The following is a 21,149-nucleotide window of genomic DNA, read 5'->3' as shown; positions in this document are numbered from 1 at the left end:
TCCGGTGACGGTTCGGTCGTGTCGTCCGCCCGAAGGGGCAGGCCGACCGATGATCGGTGGAGGAGACCGCCCTCGCGCGCAGTCCAGCGATCGTCGGGATCACAGGACGGTCAACGGGGCCTGATGTCGTGTGTGGCGATCACGTGCGGAAGACGAAAGTCCATGGCCCGGCCGACCTCCCGCCAGGTCGCCTCTGCCGTCTTGCGCGCATCGGCGGCCACATCGCCCCGTTCGCGTATGAGGCGTTCGTAGATCGGGGCGTCGCTCCACGCCGTTGCAGTCACCGTACTGGTCCCTTCCTGATGACGACACCCGCTTGGCCTCCAGGCCGCAGGCGGGGACCGAGTCTATGATGCCCGTTCCGCCAGCATCGTCCCGTTCCACCAGACGGGACACGAGCCGCATCAGCATCACCGTGTCTTGTGTTCCGTCCGACCTCTCGCAGGCGGGGTGACGACGGTCAACGCGACCAAGGCTGTTCGATCGCGCCGCCCCGATGAGGTGCAGGGATGTAGCCCTTCGACCCAGTTGGCAGGGCGTCGAGACAGGTCCGGGAACAGGCGTTGACCAGTAGCGGCAGGACATCGGTCGCCACCGCCCGGGAGAGCCACGCCTGGTGCGGGCCCGTCGCCGAGATGGGCCTGGTGCAGACACTGCAAGTGCGGGCCGCCGTGGTGCCCCAGCGGGCGGGGGCCAGGCTGTCGAGGTCCAAGGCCGTATCGCCGGGCGGTAGGAGCCGCGGGAACGGCGGCCGGTACTTGTAGTTGCCGTAGATCGACCGCGTGCTCACCGTGCTGTTCACCAGCCCAGCGCACCGCGTGATTTCGTACGGGAACCAGTGCAGCCGTCGCGACGTGTACGGGCTGAACTCCTCCAGGCTCGTCATGTCGCCGATCTCCGGAGGTATCCGCACCAGGTTGCTCCCGTACAGCACAAAGGTCCGCACCGCCGTCAGCCGCCCGATCGACGCCGGCAGCGTCACGATCTGCCGTCGCTCCTCAGGACTCAGCTCCGGGAACGGGCGGAACTCCTCCCGCCCATCGGCCGCGGCCTCTTCGATCAGCTCCAGCAGCCGGAGCCAGCCCGGAGCACTGGTGTCCTGGATATCGGCGTGGAAGGACGTCACCGCGGCGGGCGGACTCACCCGGATCTGGCTGAAGCAGTGACAGCGGTCCTGCGGCACCCCAGGCCGGGAGTCCACCGCTTCGGGAAAGCGGTTCGGGAAGACCCGCGCGGGCAGTTGTTCGTCCGTCATGGCGCAACGATAGGGACATGGCGCCCGGTACGGCACCATCCAGTGTCCCTGACCGAAGACGCAGCCGCCCTCCGTCAGGTACTTGGTGATGCTGTCCACCAGGAAGCAAGTCCCGGTGTGGGTTGACGATCTCACCAACGCCCACGCCAGCGGCCGTTGCTCACCCATCTACAGCTGGAGTACTAGGTTGGCCCGCGTGACGATCGAGGTGCCCTACCAGCCGCTGCCGGTCGACCAGTCGGACGTCCGGTACGCCCACGGCCCCGACTCGGCTGTCCGGCCCGGCGTACCTGTCGGCGAGACGATCGGCTTCGACTGGAACGACAGCGCGATCTACCCGGGCACCTCCCGGAAGTTCTGGGTTCACGTGCCCACCCGGTACGACCCCGCACAGCCGGCGTCACTGATGGTGTTCCAGGACGGATGGTGGTACCTGGACCCCGAAGGAGAGGTCCGCGGCGCGATCGTCCTGGACAACCTCGTCCACCGCGGCGACATCCCGGTCACCATCGGCGTGTTCGTCGACCCCGGCGTCTTCCCCGACGCCGCGGACCCGAAGAACCGCAACACCGAGTACGACGCATTCGACGACCGATACGTCAGCTTCCTCCTGGCCGAGATCATCCCCGAGGTCACACAGCGGTACACGATCACCACGGATCCTGACCGGTGGGGCATCTGTGGCGGCAGCAGTGGCGGCAACTGCGCCTTCACCGCAGCGTGGCTGCGCCCGGACAGGTTCCGCCGCGTCATCGGGTATCTGTCCAGCTTCACGCAGATGCCGGGCGGCAACCCCTACCCCGAACTGATCCCCCGCGTTCCCCGCAAGCCGCTGCGCATTCTCCTGCAAGCGGGCCATCGTGACCTGCGCTGGAACGAGCCCGAAGCGAACTGGCTCGCCGACAACTTGCGTGTCGCGGCCGCGCTCGCGGAAGCCGGATACGACTTCCGCCTCGTCCTGGGCGACGGCGGCCACAGTCCCAACCACGGTGGAGTCCTGCTCCCTGATGCCCTGCGCTGGTTGTGGCGGTCGGATGACCGTCCGGGCCAGCCGGTCGGCCGGGACGGGACCACTACATAGGGGCGCCGGTCGCGGATCAGGGCCCGCAGGACGTTGACTCTGCGGCGGGCGAGGGCGATCACGGCCTGGGTGTGGCGTTTCCCCTCAGCGCGCTTGCGGTCGTAGAACGTCCGGGAGTTGGGGTCGTAGCGGACGTTCGTCGGGGCTGACATGTAGAAGATGCGCTGGAGGCCCCGGTGGTAGTGGCGGGGGCGGTGCAGGTTGCCGTTGTGCTTCCCGGAATCGTTCGGTGCCGACGCCAGGCCGGCGAATGCTGCCGGCCCGTCCGGGCTGGCGAAGCCCGCAAGGTCAGGGACGATCGCGGCAAGGAACTCGACGCCCGGCAGCGGGCCGATGCCGGGCGTGCCGGCCACGATCTCGACCAGCTCGTGTGCGCGGAATCGGGCCTCGATCAGCCCGGTCGCGGTGCGGGTCAGGGCGAGGGTGTGTGAGGTGGCCTCGGGCTGGGTGTGGATGCGGCTGGTGGTGGTGCGGTCGGCGTAACGCACGGTGCGAGTGGGGGCGGGCGACGGTCTGGTCGCTGCGGAGGCGGGCGCCGAGTTCGTGAGTGAGGGCGTGAACGGCTCGGTGGTGTGCGTCCGGATCGAGTTCGTCCCGGTCGAAGGCCTGGGTGACGGTGGTGGTCTTGGGCAGGAGATAGGCGCGTTCGTGGAGCTGACGGCCGGTGGTGGCGCCGAGCAAGCGCTGCAGGGTGGCGAGCGGGGTACGGGCGACGTCTCCGACGGCGTCCAGCCCGTGGTGGATGAGGGTGCGCGCGGTGGCCGGTTCTCTGAACCAACCGCCGCTTCCCACACGATGGAGGCGGTCCCACTGACGACCGACGCCCCTGTCGGCCTGTGACGACAGGCGCAAGCTGGCCGACAAGCAGCCTGGGAGATCGAGGATCGGGGCGTTGCGGTAGTGGCCTACGAGCCCCCGCCGACTTCGGAGCCGGGCCGATGAGTGGCTCCCGTCATAGCGCGGGTCCTCGCCAGCAGCTCCCCGGTTTACGCCTACCTGAGACACTCCCGACCTCCACTACTCAGTGGTACCGTATAGCGGTACTCGGTACTACGCAGTACTGGCAGGGCTGAGGAGCACCCGCGATGGACGACCTGACGGAGATGTTGAAGGGCACGCTCGAAGGGTGCGTGCTCGAAATCATCGGCAGCGAGGAAACCTACGGGTACGCCATCACCCGTCAGCTGAACGAGCTCGGCTTCGCCGACGTCATCGAGGGGACGGTGTACACCATCTTGCTGCGGCTGGAGAGGAACGGGCTCGTCCAGGTGACGAAACGACCATCCGGGGTCGGTCCGCCGCGCAAGTTCTACGCGCTCAACGACGCCGGACGCGAGGAACTCGCGAAGTTCTGGGCGAAGTGGCAGTACGTCTCATCACGCATCGACAGGCTCAAGGAGGACGGGAGATGAACTTCTGGGAGAAGGTCACCGGCAGCGATCTCACCAGAGAATGGAAGGCGTTCGAAGCCCGGTCCGAGACCCTGCCGGACGACCACCGGGCGGCGTGGGGACAGATCATCGCCCACCTCTTCCCTTACGGGGACTTCACCGGCCGCAACCTGATGCCGATCCTCGACGCCGCCCTGGGGCTGCTCGAAGTAGCAGCGGCGGACGGACAGAGCGTCCACGAGGTGCTCGGCGACGACATCCGGGGCTTCTGCGCCGCGCTTGCCGGTGGAGAAGGCGCCCGAACCTACCGCGACCGGTGGCGCGAGCAGTTGAACAGGAACGTCGCAAGGAAGTTGAGCCGGCTGGGAGGCTGACGTGAGCATCCAGGACATCATCGAGGGAAAGAAACAGTGGCGGGCGCACCTGGCTCGGGTCAAGGCCCTCCCGCCGGACTACCAGATCGTCTACAAGGAGATGCAGAGGTACCTGTTCAAGGTCGGACCGGTCAGCTTGCCTGTCCTGCTCCCCGGGATCCTCGACTTCTTCGAGGAGGGCGTCGCCGCAGGCAAAGGAGTCCTGGAACTCATCGGCACGGACGTCGCCGCGTTCTGCGACGACCTGGTCAAGGACTCCCCTACCTACGCGGACGTCTACCAGGAATCCATCAGCACGGAACCCGGCGCACACGGGAAGTAACACCCACCGCCTCATGTTGGCGAGCGCAGGCCGCCCGAGCGGTCCGCCGGCCTCGGCGCCGCGCGACCATGCGCGGGCCAATCGGCTACCAGAAGCTGCCGCAGGTCCTGCCCACGGAGGTGATCGAGCAGGTTGGCAAGCCATGACTCAGCCGCGCCAACGCCAGCAACGTCGCCCGGGTAGCAGTCCAGGCGGAGGGGTCCGTGCCTTCGCCGCCCGGCTGCGGGCCGAGATCGAGGGCACTGCGTAATCGTCGAAAAGCACCCTCGCACTCATGGACTTGGAGACCGCTCCGAGCAACATCAACAACGTCCGTCCGAAACTCAAGCGGCTCGCCGAACGGGGGATCCTGGCCGAGACCGAGCAGAGGTTGTTCATCCTGCCACGGCCGACACCCCTCCCACGGGTCGCAACCAACCTGCTCAGCGGAACCGAAAGACCAAATCGGGCATCATCTCAGGTGCCGCCCTCTGGGGGCGCTCTGTCGCACCGATGAGCGGACACGTCGTTCTGCCGGCCCTCCGAGAAAACCCCTTGCGAGTGACCCACATCGGATGTCTGATTGGTCGGCCACCGACCAGGGGAAGGACCATGAGGACGTCGCTGCCCACCCCCTCGTTGCACACCGCTCGACTTCGACTGCGTGCCTTCGAAAACGCTGATGCGAACGACCTCTTCGCACTGCACAGCAGCGCCTACGTGCTGCGCTACTGGGACGCGCCACCGTGGAGCGACCGCATGCGCGCCGAGAAGTTCATCACGGCTTGCCGGCAGATGGCACAGGAGGGCACCGGGGCGCGGCTGGCCGTAGATCGCGTCTCCGACGGGGCGTTCATCGGCTGGTGCAGCCTGAACAGGTGGAATCCGGACTACCGCAGCGCGTCGCTCGGCTACTGCTTCGACGATGCAGCGTGGGGCCACGGCTACGCGACCGAGGCCGCGCGAGCTCTGCTGCGGTGGGCATTCGACACGCTGTACCTAAATCGCGTCCAAGCAGAGACCGATACACGCAACCTGGCTTCTGCCCGCGTGCTGGAGAAGCTCGGCTTCGTGCGCGAAGGAACGTTGCGGGAAGACTGCGTCGTCAACGGCGAGGTCTCCGACTCGTGGGTCTACGGACTGATCAGGCGGGAGTGGCAGCCCTCGTCCGAGCCGGTTCCCGCCCACTGAGTTCCACCGCTGGGCACAACGAACCGCGGCTCCTGCGGGTTGCGTTCGGCGATCTCGACGTCAATGCCCTGGCCCGCTCCATGGTCAACGGCCTGGTTCTCGAAGTCTTGGCCGGCCAGGGCCTTCTCGACGACGCCTCCGGGGCGCTCGGCAACCTGGTCAAGCAAGGCGGTGCCTGCAGCGTTGTCATACGTGTTCGCGGCCGGCACGATGACGGCGATGACCAGCCCGAGCACGTCGGCAGCCAGTGCCCGATTGCGGCCGGGCACCCGCTTCGCCGGATCCCGGCCGGTCGTGGCGGCGGGGACCCCAGCGGCCGTGTGGACGTTCTGGGTGTCCAGCATCATCAGGCGAGTAACTTTGAGGCCACCCCGACCACCGGGCGGACGTTTCCACATAGCGCCATCACCCTCGACGTCATTGCACGCCGGGCCGTTACAGCACGCGCAGGACGCCGACGACCTTGCCCAGGATCCGCGCGTCGTCGCCGGGGATCGGGTCGTAGGACGGGTTGCGTGGCATGAGCCACACCCGGCCGCCTTGCCGACGCAGCACCTTGACCGTGGCCTCGTCGTCCAGGAGTGCGGCGACGATGTCGCCGTGGTCGGCGCTGTCCTGGCGCTTGACGGTGACGATGTCGCCGTCGCAGATCGCCGCGTCGATCATGGAGTCGCCGGAGACGGTCAGGGCGAAGACCTCACCGTCTCCGACGAGCTGCCGGGGCAGGACGAGGACGTCCTCGAATGTCTCCTCGGCGAGCAGCGGGGCGCCGGCGGCGATCGTCCCGACGAGCGGGACCTCGACGGCCGTGTCGTCTCTGCTGCGCAGCTCCGGCGCCCACGAGGTCCGGACCCGGTAGGCGCGCGGGGTGCGCGGGTCGCGGTAGAGGACGCCCTTGTGTTCCAACGCTGTCAGCTGGTGGGCCACCGAGGACGTGCTGGCGAGATCGACGGCCTGGCCGATCTCCCGCATCGACGGCGGGTAGCCCTGCCGGGCGACCGTCTCCGTGATGTAGCGGACGATGGCCGCCTGGCGGACCGTCAGCTCTCCCTCGGCGGTCTGCGAGCCCGGGGGCCGGCCCCGGCGGGGGGTCGTTCTGTCGTCCATGCCGGCACCTCTGTATCCGTACAAGATCCGCTGGCGCGACCTTAACCCGCCACCTCCGGAAAATGAAACACTCTTTCGCCCTTCGGGTGAGGCGGGTAGCAATCCGAGGGCCTCCCCGGCGGGTGCGGTGCGTCACGACCCCGGAAGCCCCCACTTCACCTCATTTGGCGCGGGCGGCGCTCCACGCGCTCCATTCAATGCTCCGATCACAGGGCGGATTCAATCGGTCGTTGCAACGCCTCGTCCTCGGAGGTGTTGATGGGCAGGCCGGCAGGGTGGATGGCGGCGCTCACTGGACGGTCTCCGATGAAGTCCCCGGGTGCGCCGGCGCTTCGGCGGGAAGTAGAACGTCAGTTCTGGCGGGAGATCGCGAAGGGGTTGCTCGCCGAGGAGGCGGCAGCTGCGGTCGGCGTATCCCAGGCGGCGGGTTGCAGGTGGTTCCGTCACGGTGGCGGCATGCCACCAATGGATCTTGCTCTGCAGTCCGGCCGGTACCTGTCCTTCCACGAGCGTGAAGAGATCGCGATCCTCAAAGCGCAGGGCATCGGAGTCCGGGAGACCGCGCGACGTCTCGGCCGCGATCCGTCGACGGTATCCCGGGAGCTGCGGCGCAACGCCGCGACCCGTGGCGGCCGACTGGACTACCGGGCTTCGGTCGCGCAGTGGAAGGCCGACCTCGTGGCCCGGCGCCCGAAGACAGCGAAGCTGGCCGCGAACGACCGGCTGCGGGACTACGTGCAGGAAAGGCTTCCCGGCCAGGTCAGCCGCCCGGACGGGACGGTACTGGGGCCGCAGGGCCCGCGGTGGAAGGGGAGGAACAAGCCGCACCGCGACGACCGCCAATGGGTCATGGCGTGGAGTCCTGAGCAGATCGCGAACCGGCTGAAGGCCGACTTCCCCGATGATGAGTCCATGCGCATCAGCCATGAGGCGATCTACCAGGCCCTGTTCATCGAAGGCCGCGGAGCGCTCAAGCGTGAGCTCGTTGCCTGCCTGCGCACCGGCAGAGCCCTGCGGGTGCCTCGCGCCCGGTCCAAGCGCAAGGCGTGGGCCCACGTCACGCCCGAGGTGTTGATCAGCGAACGGCCGGCCGAAGCCGACGACCGCGCCGTGCCGGGACACTGGGAGGGCGACCTCCTCATCGGACTTGAGCGATCGGCGATCGGCACGCTGGTCGAGCGCACGACCCGCTACACGGTGCTTGTCCACCTGCCCCGCCAGGACGGCTACGGCGTCGTTCCCCGTACCAAGAACGGGCCGCCGCTGGCCGGTTATGGCGCGGTCACGATGAAAGATGCGCTTGCGGCGACGATCGGCACCCTGCCCGCGCAACTATGGCGATCGCTGACCTGGGACCGGGGCAAGGAGCTCTCGGCGCACGCCCAGTTCACGATCGAGACCGGCCTCCCGGTCTACTTCGCCGATCCGCACAGCCCCTGGCAGCGCGGCACCAACGAGAACACGAACGGCCTGCTGCGCCAATACTTCCCGAAGGGAACCGACCTTTCCCGCTGGGCAGCGGAGGACATCGAAGCGGTCGCAGCCACCCTCAACAGTCGCCCCCGCAAGAGCCTCGGCTGGAAGACACCCGCCGAAGCCCTCAACGACCATCTACTATCGATCATATAAGCCGGTGTTGCATCCACTGGTTGAACCTGGTCAGTGACCTTGTGCTGTGTATGACCAATGAGGTGGTCGCGCTTGAGGAGCAGGGGTGCGGGCAGGGCTTCGGCGTAGTCGGACGGGGTCCGGTTCGTGACGAGAAGTCAGAAACGTGGCGAGGTGGCAAGCGAAGCAGGCACGGCTTCCAAGATCATGGAGTTCTCGACGCCCCGTGATCCCGATGGAAGACCGTGCCTGCCGACGCATCATCCCCGATCTCTGCCGCTCTTGACCAACTCCGCGCCCACCGCGCGCCCGCCTCGACAGAAGTGCCGGGGCTACTGGAGCGCCTGACCGACGTCCCCGACCCGCGTGATCCACGCGGAGTGCGCCACGCTCTGGCAGTCGTGCTCACACTGACGGCCTGTGCAGTCCTGGCCGGAGCGACCTCGCTACTGGCGGTCGGCGAGTGGATCGCCGACGCCCCCGATGCTGTGCTTGAGCAGCTCGGCATCCGCCCTGACCCGGTGATGCCGCAGCGCAGCCGGCCGGCCGAAACCACTGTGCGCCGCCTGCTCGCCCGGATCGATGCCGACGCGCTGGACGTCGCGGTCGGGCGCTGGCTCGCCGACCGGCGAACCCGCCCGAGCAAGCCCACCGCTCTGCAGGGACTGGCCGTGGACGGCAAGAGCCTGCGTGGCGCGGCCCGCGCCGACGGCCGCAAGATCCACCTGCCGGCCGCGCTCGACCACACCTGCGGCCTGGTCCCGGCCCAGCTGGACGTCGGCGACAAGACGAACGAAATCACCTGCTTCCAGCCGCTGTTGGACACGGTGGCCGACCTCGCCGGAGCCGTCGTGACCAGCGACGCGCTCCACACGCAACGTGACCACGCCACCTATCTGCTCGGACGCGGCGCCCACTACATCGTCATCGTCAAGGGCAACGCGAAGAGGCTCCGTGCGCAGCTCAAGTCCCTTCCCTGGAAAGACATCCCGCTCCAGGGAAGAGTCAAGGGCGTCGGCCACGGCCGCAGCGAGATCCGCAGGATCAAGGTCGCCACCGTGAGCAATCTGCTCTTCCCCGGCGCCCGCCAGGCCATCCAGCTCAAGCGGCGGCGCACCGACCGCAAGACTGGCAAGACCACCATCAAGACCGTGTACGCCGTCACCAGCTTGAGCGCCGAGCAGGCCGCCCCGGCACAGCTCGCCGCCCTCATCAAGGACCACTGGAAGATCGAAGCCCTGCACCACACGCGAGACGTGACCTTCGCCGAGGACGCCTCCCAACTGCGGACCGGCAACGCGCCCCGGGCGATGGCGACCTGGCGCAACCTCGCCATCGGCGCCCACGAACTCAACGGCGCCACCAACATCGCCGCCGGACTGCGGCGGGCCGCCCGCGACCCGCACCGCCCCCTCGCCCTCCTCGGACTCACGTGATCACAAAACGGACGCCGTCCGACTACGCCGAAGCCCTGCATGCGAAGGGCCTGGGGTCCTCGTTCCAGTCGGCGAGCCAGTTTCGGATGTCGCGTTCGAGGGCTTGGACGGAGCGGTGGACGCCGCGCTTGAGCTTCTTCTGCGTCAGCTCGGCGAACCACCGCTCTACCAGGTTGAGCCAGGACGAACTCGTCGGTGTGAAGTGCAGGTGGAAGCGCGGGTGTGCCAGCAGCCACTTCTTGATGGCGGGTGTCTTGTGAGTGACGTAGTTGTCGAGGATGAGGTGGACATCGAGCCCGGCCGGCACTTCCTTGTCGAGCTTGGCCAGGAACTTCTTGAACTCCACGGCCCGGTGGCGCCGGTGCAGGGAACCGATCACCTTGCCGGTGGCGACCTCCAGAGCGGCGAACACGGTGGTGGTGTCGGCGCGGATGTAGTCATGGCTTCGACGCTCAAGGACGCCGGGCATCATCGGCAGGACAGGCTGGGACCGGTCCAGGGCCTGGATCTGTGACTTCTCGTCCACGCACAGCACCAGAGCCTTCTCAGGCGGGTCGAGGTAGAGGCCGACCACATCGCGGACCTTGTCGATGAACAGCGGGTCCGTGGACAGCTTGAACGTCTCGGAACGATGCGGGGCCAGGGCGAAGGCACGCCAGATCCGTGAGACGGCCGACTGAGACATCCCGGTCGCCGCCGCCATCGACCGGGTCGACCAGCGCGTGGCGTTCAGCGGCTTCTCCTCGAGCGTCTTGACGATGACCCGCTCCACGTCGGCATCGGTGATCTTCCTGGGGACGCCTGGCCTGGGTTCGTCGGACAGGCTGTCCAGACCGCGATCGAGGAAGCGCCTTCGCCAGGTGCGGACCGTGTCCGGAGCGACCTTCAGCCGTCGTGACACCTCCATGATCGAGTGCCCCTCGGCACACTCCAGAACGATCCGGGACCGCAGGGCCAGAGCCTGAGCCGTCGACCGTCGACGCACCCATCCCTCAAGCACAGCCCGCTGGGCATCCGTCACCGACAACGGCGGGATCTTCGGTCCACGACGATTCACATCAAACCAACGACGAACCTCTGACTCAGGTCACTAGATCCGAACCTCAAACAGCTCCTCGCGCAGTGCCGACGTGGCCCGCTCAGCTCCCGTCAGGGTATGTCGACGCGCGGGGACTGCACGAAGCCTTGGTAGCCGTAGTGGCCGTTGATGGTGGCCCAGAAGCCGGCCTGAACCACGTACTTGCCGGGAGCTATCGTCAGGTAGCCCGGCTGGAAGGCCCAGGGTTGCTTACTCCAGCCGGCGCAGTGGAGGTCCGCTACCTCCGTTGTGGAGCCGTCCGGGTTGACTCGGAGAACCTGGGCGCACACGTCGATGTCGAGCCCGTTCGGGTCGCTCACGTAGACGTAACCGTTGAGCCGACCGTCGATGGTGGGAGCGGCGCAGGGGGACAGGGTCACTCCAGCTGCCACAGGTTCCCATGCGCGGCAGCCTCCCCAGTCGGTGGCGGAAGCGCTTGGCGCTGCGGCCAGCCCTCCGAGCAGGGATGCGCTTGTCAGAGTCAGGGCTGCGGCACAGGTGCCGAGCACTCGTCGCATTTCTCCTCCTGGTGATTGTTGCTTCCTTGCGCGGAGCGGCACGACCACTGTGCCTGGGGCACCGGTGTGGAGTCCCGTTTCCCACACGAACCCACACACCCCGCTCGTAGACTCGGTCGGCAGGGTGGTTTCAGTTACAGATGCCCAGGGCACCCCTGCCGAGGGCGGGGTCGTAGACGAGCGCGCAGATCTTGTGGCCCGGTCCGTCGTACCACCAGCCGGAGCCGGCGCCGTTGGAACGCCAGATCTCTGCGCCGTTGTCCGTCAGAATGAACGTGCACTGGCCGTTGTCGGTAGCCGTCGGGTTGAGCTCCTGCTCGTCATGCCACGCACCATTCACATACTGCAGTTGGATCTCCTGATCGGCGGCGCAGTTCGGCGTGTTGATCCAGTGGTCGCCCTCGTTGGCTGCGAAGGCGGGCGTGGACGGGAAGCTCAGAGCGATCGCGGCACCGACGCCGAAGACGGTGATAGCGGATCGCAGGGACGTGCGGAGGGTCATCATGAAGCGGATGCCTTTCGAAGTTGACGCATCCTGACGGCTGGCGTCGAGCATGGGCAGAACCGCCGCTGTCAGCGGCGGGGGCACATCTGGCGGGATGAACGCCCGGGCATGGGAGATCGATAGCCCGAGGATCTTGGAGGCCGTCCCTGTCCTGCTTCCAGCACCATCGATCAAGGGACTGTCACGCACTGGCGGGACGTGCCCGAGCGGTGTGGCCCGTGGCAGACCGTCTACGGGCTGTTCCGGCGTTGGCAGCGCGACGGCACCTGGCACCGCATTTTCGAGCAACTGCAGGCCCGGGCCGACGCCCAGGGGCTGATCACCTGGGACGTGTCAATGGACTCGACCATCGCCCGCGCCCACCAGCACGCGGCAGGTGCCCGCAAAAAGGGGATCTGCAGGTCGAGCCGCCAGGTGGTCTCTTCACCGAGCCCGACGACCACGGGCTCGGTCGCTCCCGGGGCGGGCTGACCACCAAACCCCACCTGGCGGTCGAGCAGGCCCAGAAGCCGATGTCACTGGTGATCACGGCCGGACAGCGCGGTGACTCCCCGCAGTTCCAGGTGGTCCTGGGACGTATCCGGGTGCCCAGGCTCGGGCCGGGCCGCCCGCGCACCCGTCCGGACAAGGTTCGCGCCGACAAGGCGTACGGATCCCGCGCGAACCGCGCCTATCTGCGCAAGCGGGGTATCCGCTGCACGATCCCGGAGAGGCGTGACCAGATCGCCAACCGCAAGAAGCGCGGTTCCCACAGGGGCCGTCCACCGAAGTTCGACCCGGCCGACTACAAGGAGCGCCACGCGGTGGAGTGCGGGATCAATCGCCTCAAGAGGCACCGAGCGGTGGCCCACAAGATGCGACAAGTTGGCGGTCCGCTACGAGGCGACCGTGCTGGTCGCAGCCATCAACGAATGGCTGTGACCAGCACTTTCGAAACGCACCCTAGCGCCGGAGACGCTTCGTATCCTGCCAGTCGCGAACAGAGCGGTCGAAATCGACACGTACTCGTTTGCCCCCTGGGGCGAGGTAGTGTGCCGATGCGGGGCGGGGTTCCGTGAGGGTGCCTGTTAGTTGATGAACATCGCGATGTCTTTGTTGTAGGCGGCGCTGGGCAGACTTCCGGCGTATCCCGGAGCAATGGGTATTCCGCAGTTCATGTTGTTGGGCGGAGCGGCGGGGACGCAGATGTTCCAGGAGTAGGAGGTGTTGTTCACCGCCGAGGCCGCGTTCTTGTAGACGGTCTGGCCGTAACCCGAGCCGTTGCCCCAGTTGCTGAAGGTGAACTGGCTCAAATCGCTGAACGAGCCCGGACTCCAGTGCTCGAACGCCCCCCAGCCCGCGCCGGGTGAGTTGTAGTACAGGCAGAAGGAGCCACTAGGGCAGGTCTCGGCGCCGCCCGGGCCGGCGGCGTACGCGGGAGTGGTCGCGCCAAGCAGCGTGACGGCAGCCGCCGCGACTGCGAGGGCCGATGCAAACCTGGTGGTGCGACGGCTCGGCTTCATGCTGCGCATATCTCCTCCGGAGGTGTGGCAAATTGCGCTAGATGGCTGGTGTCCAATTGGTCGTCAGTTGCCGATCCAATGGACGATAGAACCGACGGCGACTTCACCCCTGGCCGCGACGCTGGTCGCGGCCAGGGCAGCACCCCGCCTCACTCACGCAACGGGCTCCGCGCATGAAAGCGCGTCAGCCCCATAGGTAGGTATCGTGGTTCGCGACTCCGTCCCCGAGCGGTCCTGCATAGTTCGGGACGAAGCCGACCCACACGTTGGCATCCGTTTTGACCTCCACGTATTGGCCGGTGTTGTTGACGATCGAGGCGGCGTTATCGGCGACCACCTGGCCGTAGCCGGAACCATTGGCCCAGTGAGTGAACCTATTGCCGGACAGGTCGGCGTTCACAGGAAGCGTCCAGTTCTCAAACGAGCCCCAGTTGTTCCCCGGCGAGTTGTAGTACAGGCACACGCTTCCGCTCGGGCAGGTCTCGGCACCGCCCGGACCCGCGGCATAGGCGGAGCCGGTCATCCCGATGAGCGAGGTGGCCGCAGTCGCCACGGAGATCAGGCCATACACGAGCTTGCGTTTCATTGATCCTCCTGAAACAGATTCCATGTGACAAGGCGGCGTTGCCGCCGAGGCGGACACCGTAGCCGGAGCCGTTACCCCAGCTGCTGAACATGAACTGGCTGAGGCAGGGTGGCCGTCCGGGCTCCGGTGTACGCAGTAACCCCGGGCGTACTGCAGCGAGTTGTAGTAGTGGCAGACGCCGCTTCTGGGGCAGGCTTCCGCCCTTTGCGGACGGTGGTGGAGGCCGATTCGGTCATTCCGACGAGCGTGGTCGGCACGGTTGCCATGACAACCCGCATAGAGGCCCGTCCGGGGTGCCGCAGTCGACCTGTCAGTCGCCGCAGAACGACCACGCGCCGTTGTAGAGGCTGCCGGTCAGTTGGCCGGACGTATGGGGAGCGAAGTAGGTCACCGCGGGGTTCGGGTTGTGGGACTGCTCCGTGCTGCAGTGGGTGCCGCTGTAGACAGCGACGGTCTGACCGGTGTTGTTGACTGCGGCAGCGGCGTTACCACCGACGGTCTGTCCGTAGCCGGAGCCGTTCCCCCAGTTGCTGAAGGTGTCCTGGCTGAGATCGCGGTCCGTGGCGGGGCTCCAGTGCTCGAAAGAACCCCAGCCTGCGTTCGGCGAGTTGTAGTACAGACAGAAGCTGTTGCTGGGGCACGCCTCCGAGCCCGTGGGGCCGGCGGCGTACGCCGATCCCGTCATCGCGGCAAGCGTGGCTACCAGGGCCACTGTGACAACGCCGAGGGATGACGCCCGCTTCCCGGCCTTTCCGTTCATGCGCAAGTTCATGGGATTCCCTTCGAGTTTTGCCGATGGTGGCGGTGCGAGTCAGCCCACGTAAGTAGGAACCTCATCGCGGGTGAAGACGGTGGAGGCAGGACTCCGGAATATCCCGGGGCGTCGCCGCGTCGCGTGGTGGGGGCAAGGCGGTGGACGATCTTCCGATTCTGTTCCGCTCGGTGTGGCGTGCCGTGATGCTCCTGTGGGCGCGCTGCGTCCTTTCGGCAGGAGCAGTGCCCCTCCCCCAGTTGCCGGTCGGTCTCCCTCAGCCCGTAGACTCCATCGCCCAGTCGGCATTGTGCAGGAAGTCGGGCAGAGCTCCGGCGAATCCAGGGTGGAACTTTTGGCAGTCGTTCAGAGCCGTATCGGAACAGATTATCCAGTCCTGATCGGTGTTGTTGACAATGGAGGCTGCATTTCCGCCGACCGTGACTCCGTAACCGGAGCCGTTTCCCCAGTTCTTGAACTGATAATTTCCGAGATTTCCGTAATGACCGGGAGGCCAATGCTCAAATGATCCCCAGCCGTTCTGCGGCGAGTTGTAGTACAAGCAGATGCTGCCGCTGGGGCAGTTCTCGGCGCCGCCCGGGGCGGCAGCGTACGCCGCTCCCGAGGTTCCGAGAACCACGGCCGCCATACTGATTGTGGCTATGCCGATCGAGATGGTCCACTTCACGTGGGTGCTCCCGTAGGTTTGATGGCGAAGGCTCTTCGTGGCAGTCGGCCCGGTCGGGTGCTCACGGCTGATGCATCGGGCGTGGCCCCCGACAAGTTCCCCCATGCAGGCAGGAACGCCCCGCAGGTGCCTCCGGCACCGGCAGAGCCCGAGAACAACACGGCTGGAAGCCAGGTCAGTTGTAGACGTTGCTGCACTGGACCTGGGACCCGAGGGTCATGTCCTGGACGCAGACCTGGGCTTCGAGCAGACTGCCGCTGTCCGTCGGCCCATGCCACCACGTAGGTGAACTGGCGCCAGTGTTGGGGGCGTAGGCATCGGCGTTGCTGTAGGACGAGCCGGCGCCTGGAGTCCCGTAGGCGTTCCACTGGATGATCGTGATGCGGCAGTCGTCGTAGGCGTGGTCCCAGACATGTCCCGTGACGTGGTTGGCGTCCCACGTTGTCCAGCCGTAGCAGTTTCCCGACCAGCCAGCCCAGTTGGAGCCGGCCGCGTGGGCACTCGGCGCCAACGTCACCCCGGCGGCCAGCGCCGCCAGAGTGCACAGAGCGCCTGCGGTGACCCGGCGTCCGCCACGTGTCGAACGCCGACGCAGTTGGCGTGGCATGTATTCCTCCCATCGAGGTATCGCCGCCTTCGGCGAGGGTGTCCTTCAACGAGCTCAAGGGTCCGCTGATCACCGACCAGCCGAACGCGCTGCCTTGGCCCCCCCCTGCGTGGAGCGGCACGATCACAGTGCCCGAGGCACCTGGGTGGAGTCCCGTATCCCACACGAATCCACACACCCGCCTCATAGACTCTGGCTGTAAGGAACACGGCAGTGTGACGCGGGGGTGTGTTGTGGTCGAGCAGCGGGGCGTGATGCCGGATCCGAGCGGTGCGACCGATCTGGCCGAGTTCATCGGCCTGCTGGGCGAGTTGCGGGCATGGGCAGGAATGCCTTCTTACCGGGTGCTGGCCAAGCGGGTCGGGGCAGTGATACGGCCGGCACGCGTCGTGTCGCCTTTCACGATCGTGGACGCGTTCAAGGTCGGACGCCGACGCCTCGATGTGGACCTGGTGGTGGCGCTCGTCCGGGCACTGGGCGTGGACGAGGCCGGAACGGCCCGCTGGCGCGAGGCCTGCATAACGGTGCACGGACTGGCCAAGACCGGTGGACCGGCCGGAGTGTTCGGTCAACTGCCCGCCGACCTTGCAACGTTCACCGGACGCCAAGAGCAACTCGCGCGTCTGATCGCCACAGCGACCCGTGATGACGACAGCGGTAGCGCGAAGACTGTCGTGATCTCCGCGATCGAGGGCATGGCCGGAGTGGGCAAAACCCAGCTCGCGGTCCACGCCGCCCACGAGCTCGTCCGTGCCGGCCATTTCACCGGCGTTCAGCTGCACGTGAACCTGCACGGCTTCGACCCCGAGCTCTCCCCAGCCGATCCAGCAGCGATCCTGGAGGCTTTCCTGCGACAGCTCGGCGTGCCCGCGAACGGGATCCCCGCGAATCGGGATGAACGCGCGGCGATGTACCGCGACCGAATGCGGGAACGCAGCGCGTTGATCCTTTTGGACAACGCGGCAGACGAGGATCAGGTCCGCGACCTCATCCCGGCCGGCCCCGATTGCCTGGTGTTGATCACCAGTCGGCGTAGCCTCGCTGGCTTGGACAGTGCCACCCCGTACCTGATCGATGTCTTCACCGAAGCCGAGTCCTTCGGCCTCCTCGCTCAGATCGCCGGTCACGAACGCGTGGCAGCAGAGCCAGAGGCTGCCGCCCTGATCGCCGAATACTGCGGTCACCTGCCGCTGGCCGTCTCCCTGGCGGCCGCCCGCCTGCGCTCCCGGCCCACCTGGACCCTGCAGCACCTCGCCGACAAACTGCGCGCCGGGCGCCTGAGCGCCATCCGCGTCGGCAGCCGCGCCCTGCGCCCGGCATTCCATCTCTCCTACGAGGAACTCGACGAGCCGCTACGCCGAATCTTCCGCCTCCTCGGTCACCACCCCGGCCCCGATACCACCCCCGGTCAAGTGGCGGCTCTGGCCGACATCTCCGCCGAGGAGGCCGAGGACGCCCTGGAACAGCTCCAGGACGAGCACCTCGTCACCCAGCCCACCGCAGGCCGCTACGAACTCCACGACCTGCTGCGTCTGCTGGCCCTTGAGCTGGCCACCGCGGAACCCGAACCGGACCCCAGCGCCCCACTTGCCCGGCTGCTCGGCTACTTTGAAGCCGCTGCGCGGAACGCCGACCAACTGCTGGCCCACCAGAAGTTGCCATTCCCGGATGCCGCACCACTGGCGACAGTTGACATGCCGGACCGAGGCGCGGCCATGTCGTGGATGCGCACAGAGCGTGAGAACATGCTCGCACTCGCTTCCCACGCTCGCGATGTCCAGCCCCAACGCTGTTTGTCACTCGCTCTGGCCATGAACTCCTTCCTCCAGCAGGACGGCCCATGGCTGCGCGCCATAGCGCTCCAGCGCGACATGGTCGCACTGGTCCGGGAGCGAGGTGAGCCACTCACCACAGCCAACACTCTGTGGTGCCTGGGCCGCCTGTACTACGCCATCAATGAGTATCAGCAGGCGGCGGAACATTTTCGCGAGGCGGTTGACGTCTACCGGCAGATCGGCGAACGCCGAGGCGAGGCCAATACGCTCTGGGATCTCGGGCGCGCCACGCAGTTCACCGTAGGACTGCGTCAATCAGGCGCTCTGTACGAACAGGCCAAGCCCCTCTACCAGGAGTTGGGCGACCACAACAGCGAATCCAATGTGCTCCACGACTTGGCCCGGGTCCGCCACCTCAGCGGCGACAGGAAATCCGCGCTTGGTCTCCAGCAAGAAGCCCTCGAGGGCTACCGCAGGGCAGCGAATCCTCTCGGCGAGGCAAACGCTCTCGTCGGGCTGGCCCGCATCCGTCAGGCCGACAACCACCTCCACACCGCCGCCGCGCTATTCGAACAAGCATTAAACATCTATCGCGAGATCAGCAACCCTCTGGGACAGGCCAACGCCATGGCCGGAGTCGCCCGCGTACGCCACCGCCTGGGACAACTTGACAGCGCCACGGAGCTGTACGAGACGGCACTGGCGCAGTACCGCGACATCAAAGCCCGCCAAGGAGAAGCCAACACCCTCCACGACCTCGGGCGCGTCCAGCAAGACCTCAGCCGCCCGGACGTCGCAGCAGACCTCTACCAGCAGGCCAGAGACCTCTTCGTTCAACTCGGCGACCCACACGGCACCGGCCAAGTACTCAACAGCACCGGCACACTTCTCACCGACATTGGCAAACCGCACGAAGCCCTGCCCCTTCACCGACAAGCCCTCGACCTCGCACGCATGGCCAACACCCCAACCGACATAGCCACGGCACAAGAAGGCATCGCCCGCGCACTCGACCTCGTCCAGCCAGTTCATCCCTGAAGCTTCGCCATCTTCGAACGCTGCTCTTGCCGATAATCCGTCCGCGCAGGTCACGAGGCGTGTTCGTACTCGCGAAGGATGCCGCCGAGGCGATCGTGTCGTCGTATGTCGAGGTGGGCGACCTGCTCCGGGCCGATGATCGGCGTGGGAACGGGGCGCCGTGGACGGGCGTTGGCGATGCCCTGGTGCGGCCGGTGGGAGTTGTAGAACTGCTCGGACTCGCGCAGAGCGTGGATCAGGTGCCGCTGTTTCCAGATCAACGTGCGGTCCAGGAGCTCGCGCCGGCAGGTCTGCACCCATCTCTCCATGACCGAGTTCATTCGCGGGATCTGGATGCCGCTGAGCAGGACCTCGATCCCTGCATCGACGAGGATGGCGTCGAAGAGGGTAGGGAACTTCCCGTCCCGGTCCCGGACCAGGGATCGCGCCCGGCAGTCGGCGTCCTCCATGTCCATGGCGAGATTCTTCGCGGCCTGCACGACCCAGCCCGCGGACGGGTGCGCGGTGGCGCCCAGGATGCGAATCCGCCGAGTGGTGTGCTCGATCACCGCGAACACGTACAGCCGCGCTCCGGTCAGGGTGACCGTCTCGAAGAAGTCGCATGCCAACAGGGCGTCGGCCTGGGAGCGCAGGAAGTTGGTCCACGTGCTGGAGCTGAGTTCGGGCGCCGGATCGATCCCTGCGTCCCGCAAGATTCCCCACACGATGGAGGCGGCCACCTTCACCCCGAGGACCAGCAACTCACCGTGGACGCGCCGATACCCCCAGCCGGGATTCTCCCGCGCGGGACGCAGTATGAGGGCGCGGATGGAGTGCACGGTCCGCGGTCGCCCCGGGCGCTTGGGTCGGGATGCGGCAGCATGGCGGCGTGCGAGCAGGTCGCGATGCCAGGGCAGCACTGTGTCCGGACGCACCGGCAGCCGCAGCCCACGCAACACATCCATCGGGAGCTGATGCAGCAGCGCGGCCAGGAACGCCTGGTCGCTCGGGTCGAACCGCGGCCTTTTTCCTCCGAGTTGGCGTTCCAGAACGGTGTTCTGATGGCAAAGAGCGAGGATCTCGGCGTCCTTGTCCCGGTTGCTCATCGGGAGTAGGCGCAGCAGCGCGAACACGTTCGTCACACAGATAGGCCAGTCGCAGCAGCACGGCCGATCATCCTGCCGCGGCGATCGCCGGCCGCGCGAGAGCGCCGGCGCAAGCGACCAGGGTCGACGCCCCACACACCGGCCCTCACCAGGGCGGATGAGTTTTCGGCAAGGGCAGGGTCCTGCCCGCTGAGAGCCCGGTCCGCCGACTGCTGGCCCGCATCGACGGTGACGCGCTGGACCGGGCGGTCGGGAGCTGGCTCGCCGACCGTCGCCCGAAGGCGACCGGGCTGCGCGGCATCGCAGTAGTGGACGGCAAGAGCCTTCGCGGCGCGGCACAGGCGAAGGGCCGCAAGATCCACCTGCTCGCCGTACTGGAGCACGCTATCGGCCTGGTCCTGGCCCAGCTGGACGTCGGCGAGAAGACGAACAGCCTCCTCTTTCCCGGAGCCCGCCAGGCCGTCCAGATCAAGCGCCGGCGCACCGACCGCAAGACCGGCAGGACCACCGTCAAGACGATCTACGCCGTCACCAGCCTTATCGCCGAGCAGGCCACTGCGGCCCAGCTCGCCGGACTCATCCGTGACCACTGGAAGATCGCGGCCCTTCAGCACGTCCGCGACACCACCTTCGCCGAGGAAACCTCCCAGCAACGGACCGGCAACGCGCCCCGGGCCATGGCCACCTGGCTCAATCTCGCCATCGGAGCCCTGCGGGCAGCCGGAGCGAAGAACGTCGCGGCCGGTCTTCGCCGCAACGCCCGCGACCCTCGCCGCCCCCTCTCACTCCTCGGCCTCGCACGATCACAAAACGGGCGTCACACAACTACGCCGAAGCCCTGGGGGTGCGGGGGCTACCTCTCCGAGGGAGTGGTGAGTTCGGGTGGGTAACCTTCGGCGCGGAGCAAGGCGTCGAGGGCGACGACGTCGACGTGAGGAATGCCGTTGTCGACGTTGTATCGGCGGATGCGGCGTTGGATTTGGAAGGCTTCGGAGACGGCGTGCTTGAGCTGTCCGCGGCGGGTGTTGAGGATTGCTTATGTGTCGCGGTGTGGGGTGAAGAGGTCGCCAGTGGGGTCGGCTTCGGCTTCCAGGGTGTCGGCGAGATCGCGCAGCAGGCGGACGTGGCGGGAGTGGTCGCGCATGATGTGCTCCGGTTGTTGTGACCAGGAGGTGTCCGCCGAGTCGCAAAATCGCTCAGTCTTGATCAAGCAATGCGGCGATCATCTACGGGTGTTCTACGAAGATCTCAGCGAGTACGACTACCTGGACA

At 66.9% G+C, this 21,149-nt stretch carries 24 protein-coding genes and 3 pseudogenes; 13 read left to right on the top strand and 14 right to left on the bottom strand.

What is annotated here, in order from left to right:
* Positions 1 to 110: 110 nt before the first annotated feature.
* Together ACIRR9_RS52305 and ACIRR9_RS52300 are read right to left on the bottom strand one after the other, a co-directional pair.
* Positions 111 to 284 carry a hypothetical protein gene (locus tag ACIRR9_RS52305; RefSeq protein WP_403767986.1) on the bottom strand — a complete coding sequence of 58 codons (174 nt, stop codon included), beginning with the start codon at positions 282 to 284 and terminating at the stop codon, positions 111 to 113.
* Between the two features lie 176 nt (positions 285 to 460).
* Entirely contained in the window at positions 461 to 1,255 is a 795-nt protein-coding gene (locus ACIRR9_RS52300) for a leucine-rich repeat domain-containing protein (RefSeq protein ID WP_403767984.1), read from the bottom strand.
* 196 nt (positions 1,256 to 1,451) lie between these two features.
* Between ACIRR9_RS52300 and ACIRR9_RS52295 the strand changes: the two genes are divergently transcribed.
* Positions 1,452 to 2,336: an alpha/beta hydrolase gene (locus ACIRR9_RS52295; protein ID WP_403767981.1), complete on the top strand. Its 885-nt coding sequence runs from the start codon at positions 1,452 to 1,454 to the stop codon at positions 2,334 to 2,336.
* Positions 2,337 to 2,449: 113 nt separating this feature from the next.
* Here the strand turns inward: ACIRR9_RS52295 and ACIRR9_RS52290 are convergent.
* Positions 2,450 to 2,689 (bottom strand): annotated as a pseudogene (locus ACIRR9_RS52290) (transposase); the annotation flags it as partial.
* A 142-nt stretch (positions 2,690 to 2,831) separates the two neighbouring features.
* On the opposite strand from ACIRR9_RS52290, the gene ACIRR9_RS52285 reads away from it, so the two are divergent.
* The 5 genes from ACIRR9_RS52285 to ACIRR9_RS52265 all read left to right on the top strand — a co-directional run bounded on the left by ACIRR9_RS52285 (position 2,832) and on the right by ACIRR9_RS52265 (position 5,593).
* Positions 2,832 to 3,176 carry a hypothetical protein gene (locus ACIRR9_RS52285; protein ID WP_403767978.1) on the top strand — a complete coding sequence of 115 codons (345 nt, stop codon included), beginning with the start codon at positions 2,832 to 2,834 and terminating at the stop codon, positions 3,174 to 3,176.
* Between the two features lie 245 nt (positions 3,177 to 3,421).
* Positions 3,422 to 3,748: a PadR family transcriptional regulator gene (locus ACIRR9_RS52280; RefSeq protein ID WP_123982899.1), complete on the top strand. Its 327-nt coding sequence runs from the start codon at positions 3,422 to 3,424 to the stop codon at positions 3,746 to 3,748.
* The gene (locus ACIRR9_RS52275) at positions 3,745 to 4,101 is read left to right on the top strand and encodes a DUF1048 domain-containing protein (RefSeq protein ID WP_403767975.1); all 357 of its coding nucleotides are present in this window, start codon (positions 3,745 to 3,747) and stop codon (positions 4,099 to 4,101) included. Before ACIRR9_RS52280 ends, ACIRR9_RS52275 begins: the two co-directional genes overlap by 4 nt.
* Before the next feature lies 1 nt (position 4,102).
* A complete protein-coding gene (locus ACIRR9_RS52270; RefSeq protein WP_403767973.1) occupies positions 4,103 to 4,423 on the top strand; it encodes a DUF1048 domain-containing protein in 321 nt (106 codons plus the stop codon).
* Between the two features lie 591 nt (positions 4,424 to 5,014).
* The gene (locus ACIRR9_RS52265) at positions 5,015 to 5,593 is read left to right on the top strand and encodes a GNAT family N-acetyltransferase (RefSeq protein ID WP_403767970.1); all 579 of its coding nucleotides are present in this window, start codon (positions 5,015 to 5,017) and stop codon (positions 5,591 to 5,593) included.
* Here ACIRR9_RS52265 and ACIRR9_RS52260 read toward each other — a convergent pair.
* Positions 5,536 to 5,940 (bottom strand): hypothetical protein, encoded by a 405-nt coding sequence (locus ACIRR9_RS52260; RefSeq protein ID WP_403767967.1) that lies wholly within the window; start codon positions 5,938 to 5,940, stop codon positions 5,536 to 5,538. The two genes, ACIRR9_RS52265 and ACIRR9_RS52260, sit on opposite strands and share 58 nt — an antisense overlap.
* Before the next feature lie 88 nt (positions 5,941 to 6,028).
* The gene (gene lexA, locus ACIRR9_RS52255; protein ID WP_403767964.1) at positions 6,029 to 6,700 is read right to left on the bottom strand and encodes a transcriptional repressor LexA; all 672 of its coding nucleotides are present in this window, start codon (positions 6,698 to 6,700) and stop codon (positions 6,029 to 6,031) included.
* Positions 6,701 to 6,979: 279 nt separating this feature from the next.
* Here lexA and ACIRR9_RS52250 point away from each other — a divergent pair, with 279 nt between their 5' ends.
* The gene (locus tag ACIRR9_RS52250; RefSeq protein WP_403767960.1) at positions 6,980 to 8,329 is read left to right on the top strand and encodes an IS30 family transposase; all 1,350 of its coding nucleotides are present in this window, start codon (positions 6,980 to 6,982) and stop codon (positions 8,327 to 8,329) included.
* Positions 8,330 to 8,553: 224 nt separating this feature from the next.
* Positions 8,554 to 9,585 (top strand): annotated as a pseudogene (locus ACIRR9_RS52245) (ISAs1 family transposase); the annotation flags it as partial.
* Positions 9,586 to 9,766: 181 nt separating this feature from the next.
* Here the strand turns inward: ACIRR9_RS52245 and ACIRR9_RS52240 are convergent.
* The 3 genes from ACIRR9_RS52240 to ACIRR9_RS52230 all read right to left on the bottom strand — a co-directional run bounded on the left by ACIRR9_RS52240 (position 9,767) and on the right by ACIRR9_RS52230 (position 11,896).
* The gene (locus ACIRR9_RS52240; protein WP_403767958.1) at positions 9,767 to 10,801 is read right to left on the bottom strand and encodes an IS630 family transposase; all 1,035 of its coding nucleotides are present in this window, start codon (positions 10,799 to 10,801) and stop codon (positions 9,767 to 9,769) included.
* 92 nt (positions 10,802 to 10,893) lie between these two features.
* On the bottom strand, positions 10,894 to 11,214 hold the full coding sequence (locus ACIRR9_RS52235) for a hypothetical protein (RefSeq protein WP_403767955.1): 321 nt from the start codon (positions 11,212 to 11,214) through the stop codon (positions 10,894 to 10,896).
* A 256-nt stretch (positions 11,215 to 11,470) separates the two neighbouring features.
* Positions 11,471 to 11,896: a hypothetical protein gene (locus ACIRR9_RS52230; protein ID WP_403767952.1), complete on the bottom strand. Its 426-nt coding sequence runs from the start codon at positions 11,894 to 11,896 to the stop codon at positions 11,471 to 11,473.
* A gap of 114 nt (positions 11,897 to 12,010) precedes the next feature.
* Between ACIRR9_RS52230 and ACIRR9_RS52225 the strand changes: the two genes are divergently transcribed.
* Positions 12,011 to 12,316 (top strand): transposase, encoded by a 306-nt coding sequence (locus ACIRR9_RS52225; RefSeq protein WP_403768014.1) that lies wholly within the window; start codon positions 12,011 to 12,013, stop codon positions 12,314 to 12,316.
* Positions 12,241 to 12,903, top strand: coding sequence for a transposase (locus ACIRR9_RS52220; protein ID WP_403768011.1), 663 nt, complete (start codon positions 12,241 to 12,243; stop codon positions 12,901 to 12,903). Before ACIRR9_RS52225 ends, ACIRR9_RS52220 begins: the two co-directional genes overlap by 76 nt.
* A 9-nt stretch (positions 12,904 to 12,912) precedes the next feature.
* Here the strand turns inward: ACIRR9_RS52220 and ACIRR9_RS52215 are convergent, their stop codons facing one another.
* The 5 genes from ACIRR9_RS52215 to ACIRR9_RS52195 all read right to left on the bottom strand — a co-directional run bounded on the left by ACIRR9_RS52215 (position 12,913) and on the right by ACIRR9_RS52195 (position 15,979).
* A complete protein-coding gene (locus ACIRR9_RS52215; protein ID WP_403767949.1) occupies positions 12,913 to 13,347 on the bottom strand; it encodes a peptidase inhibitor family I36 protein in 435 nt (144 codons plus the stop codon).
* A 184-nt stretch (positions 13,348 to 13,531) separates the two neighbouring features.
* Positions 13,532 to 13,933, bottom strand: a complete 402-nt coding sequence (locus ACIRR9_RS52210) for a peptidase inhibitor family I36 protein (RefSeq protein ID WP_403767947.1) — start codon at positions 13,931 to 13,933, stop codon at positions 13,532 to 13,534.
* A gap of 310 nt (positions 13,934 to 14,243) precedes the next feature.
* Positions 14,244 to 14,618 carry a peptidase inhibitor family I36 protein gene (locus ACIRR9_RS52205; protein WP_403767944.1) on the bottom strand — a complete coding sequence of 125 codons (375 nt, stop codon included), beginning with the start codon at positions 14,616 to 14,618 and terminating at the stop codon, positions 14,244 to 14,246.
* A gap of 343 nt (positions 14,619 to 14,961) precedes the next feature.
* Positions 14,962 to 15,372: a peptidase inhibitor family I36 protein gene (locus ACIRR9_RS52200; protein ID WP_403767941.1), complete on the bottom strand. Its 411-nt coding sequence runs from the start codon at positions 15,370 to 15,372 to the stop codon at positions 14,962 to 14,964.
* 175 nt (positions 15,373 to 15,547) lie between these two features.
* Positions 15,548 to 15,979 (bottom strand): hypothetical protein, encoded by a 432-nt coding sequence (locus ACIRR9_RS52195; RefSeq protein ID WP_403767938.1) that lies wholly within the window; start codon positions 15,977 to 15,979, stop codon positions 15,548 to 15,550.
* Positions 15,980 to 16,212: 233 nt separating this feature from the next.
* On the opposite strand from ACIRR9_RS52195, the gene ACIRR9_RS52190 reads away from it, so the two are divergent.
* Positions 16,213 to 18,792, top strand: a complete 2,580-nt coding sequence (locus ACIRR9_RS52190; RefSeq protein WP_403767935.1) for a tetratricopeptide repeat protein — start codon at positions 16,213 to 16,215, stop codon at positions 18,790 to 18,792.
* A 50-nt stretch (positions 18,793 to 18,842) separates the two neighbouring features.
* On the opposite strand, the pseudogene ACIRR9_RS52185 reads toward ACIRR9_RS52190, so the two are convergent.
* Positions 18,843 to 19,938: pseudogene (locus ACIRR9_RS52185) on the bottom strand (integrase core domain-containing protein).
* A gap of 247 nt (positions 19,939 to 20,185) precedes the next feature.
* Between ACIRR9_RS52185 and ACIRR9_RS52180 the strand changes: the two are divergent.
* The gene (locus ACIRR9_RS52180; RefSeq protein ID WP_403767932.1) at positions 20,186 to 20,767 is read left to right on the top strand and encodes a hypothetical protein; all 582 of its coding nucleotides are present in this window, start codon (positions 20,186 to 20,188) and stop codon (positions 20,765 to 20,767) included.
* Between the two features lie 41 nt (positions 20,768 to 20,808).
* Complete coding sequence (locus ACIRR9_RS52175; RefSeq protein WP_403767929.1) at positions 20,809 to 21,042, top strand: hypothetical protein; 234 nt, start codon at positions 20,809 to 20,811, stop codon at positions 21,040 to 21,042.
* The last annotated feature ends 107 nt before the right edge of the window (positions 21,043 to 21,149 follow it).

This window comes from Streptomyces sp. NPDC101234 (assembly GCF_044767525.1).
GTDB classification, from domain to species: Bacteria; Actinomycetota; Actinomycetes; order Streptomycetales; family Streptomycetaceae; genus Streptomyces; species Streptomyces sasae.
The sequence above is the reverse complement of the archived record's forward strand: the minus strand, read 5'-3'. Positions and strand labels throughout refer to the sequence as shown.

What these genes read in the sequence shown, in the direction of transcription:
- ACIRR9_RS52260 (WP_403767967.1), bottom strand. Translation starts at nt 5,940, where the DNA reads ATGATGCTGGACACCCAGAACGTCCACACGGCCGCTGGGGTCCCCGCC.
- ACIRR9_RS52280 (WP_123982899.1), top strand. Translation starts at nt 3,422, where the DNA reads ATGGACGACCTGACGGAGATGTTGAAGGGCACGCTCGAAGGGTGCGTG.
- ACIRR9_RS52250 (WP_403767960.1), top strand. Translation starts at nt 6,980, where the DNA reads ATGGCGGCGCTCACTGGACGGTCTCCGATGAAGTCCCCGGGTGCGCCG.
- ACIRR9_RS52195 (WP_403767938.1), bottom strand. Translation starts at nt 15,979, where the DNA reads ATGCCACGCCAACTGCGTCGGCGTTCGACACGTGGCGGACGCCGGGTC.
- ACIRR9_RS52300 (WP_403767984.1), bottom strand. Translation starts at nt 1,255, where the DNA reads ATGACGGACGAACAACTGCCCGCGCGGGTCTTCCCGAACCGCTTTCCC.
- ACIRR9_RS52230 (WP_403767952.1), bottom strand. Translation starts at nt 11,896, where the DNA reads ATGCTCGACGCCAGCCGTCAGGATGCGTCAACTTCGAAAGGCATCCGC.
- ACIRR9_RS52210 (WP_403767947.1), bottom strand. Translation starts at nt 13,933, where the DNA reads ATGAAACGCAAGCTCGTGTATGGCCTGATCTCCGTGGCGACTGCGGCC.
- ACIRR9_RS52265 (WP_403767970.1), top strand. Translation starts at nt 5,015, where the DNA reads ATGAGGACGTCGCTGCCCACCCCCTCGTTGCACACCGCTCGACTTCGA.
- ACIRR9_RS52275 (WP_403767975.1), top strand. Translation starts at nt 3,745, where the DNA reads ATGAACTTCTGGGAGAAGGTCACCGGCAGCGATCTCACCAGAGAATGG.
- lexA (WP_403767964.1), bottom strand. Translation starts at nt 6,700, where the DNA reads ATGGACGACAGAACGACCCCCCGCCGGGGCCGGCCCCCGGGCTCGCAG.
- ACIRR9_RS52205 (WP_403767944.1), bottom strand. Translation starts at nt 14,618, where the DNA reads ATGACGGGATCGGCGTACGCCGCCGGCCCCACGGGCTCGGAGGCGTGC.
- ACIRR9_RS52215 (WP_403767949.1), bottom strand. Translation starts at nt 13,347, where the DNA reads ATGAAGCCGAGCCGTCGCACCACCAGGTTTGCATCGGCCCTCGCAGTC.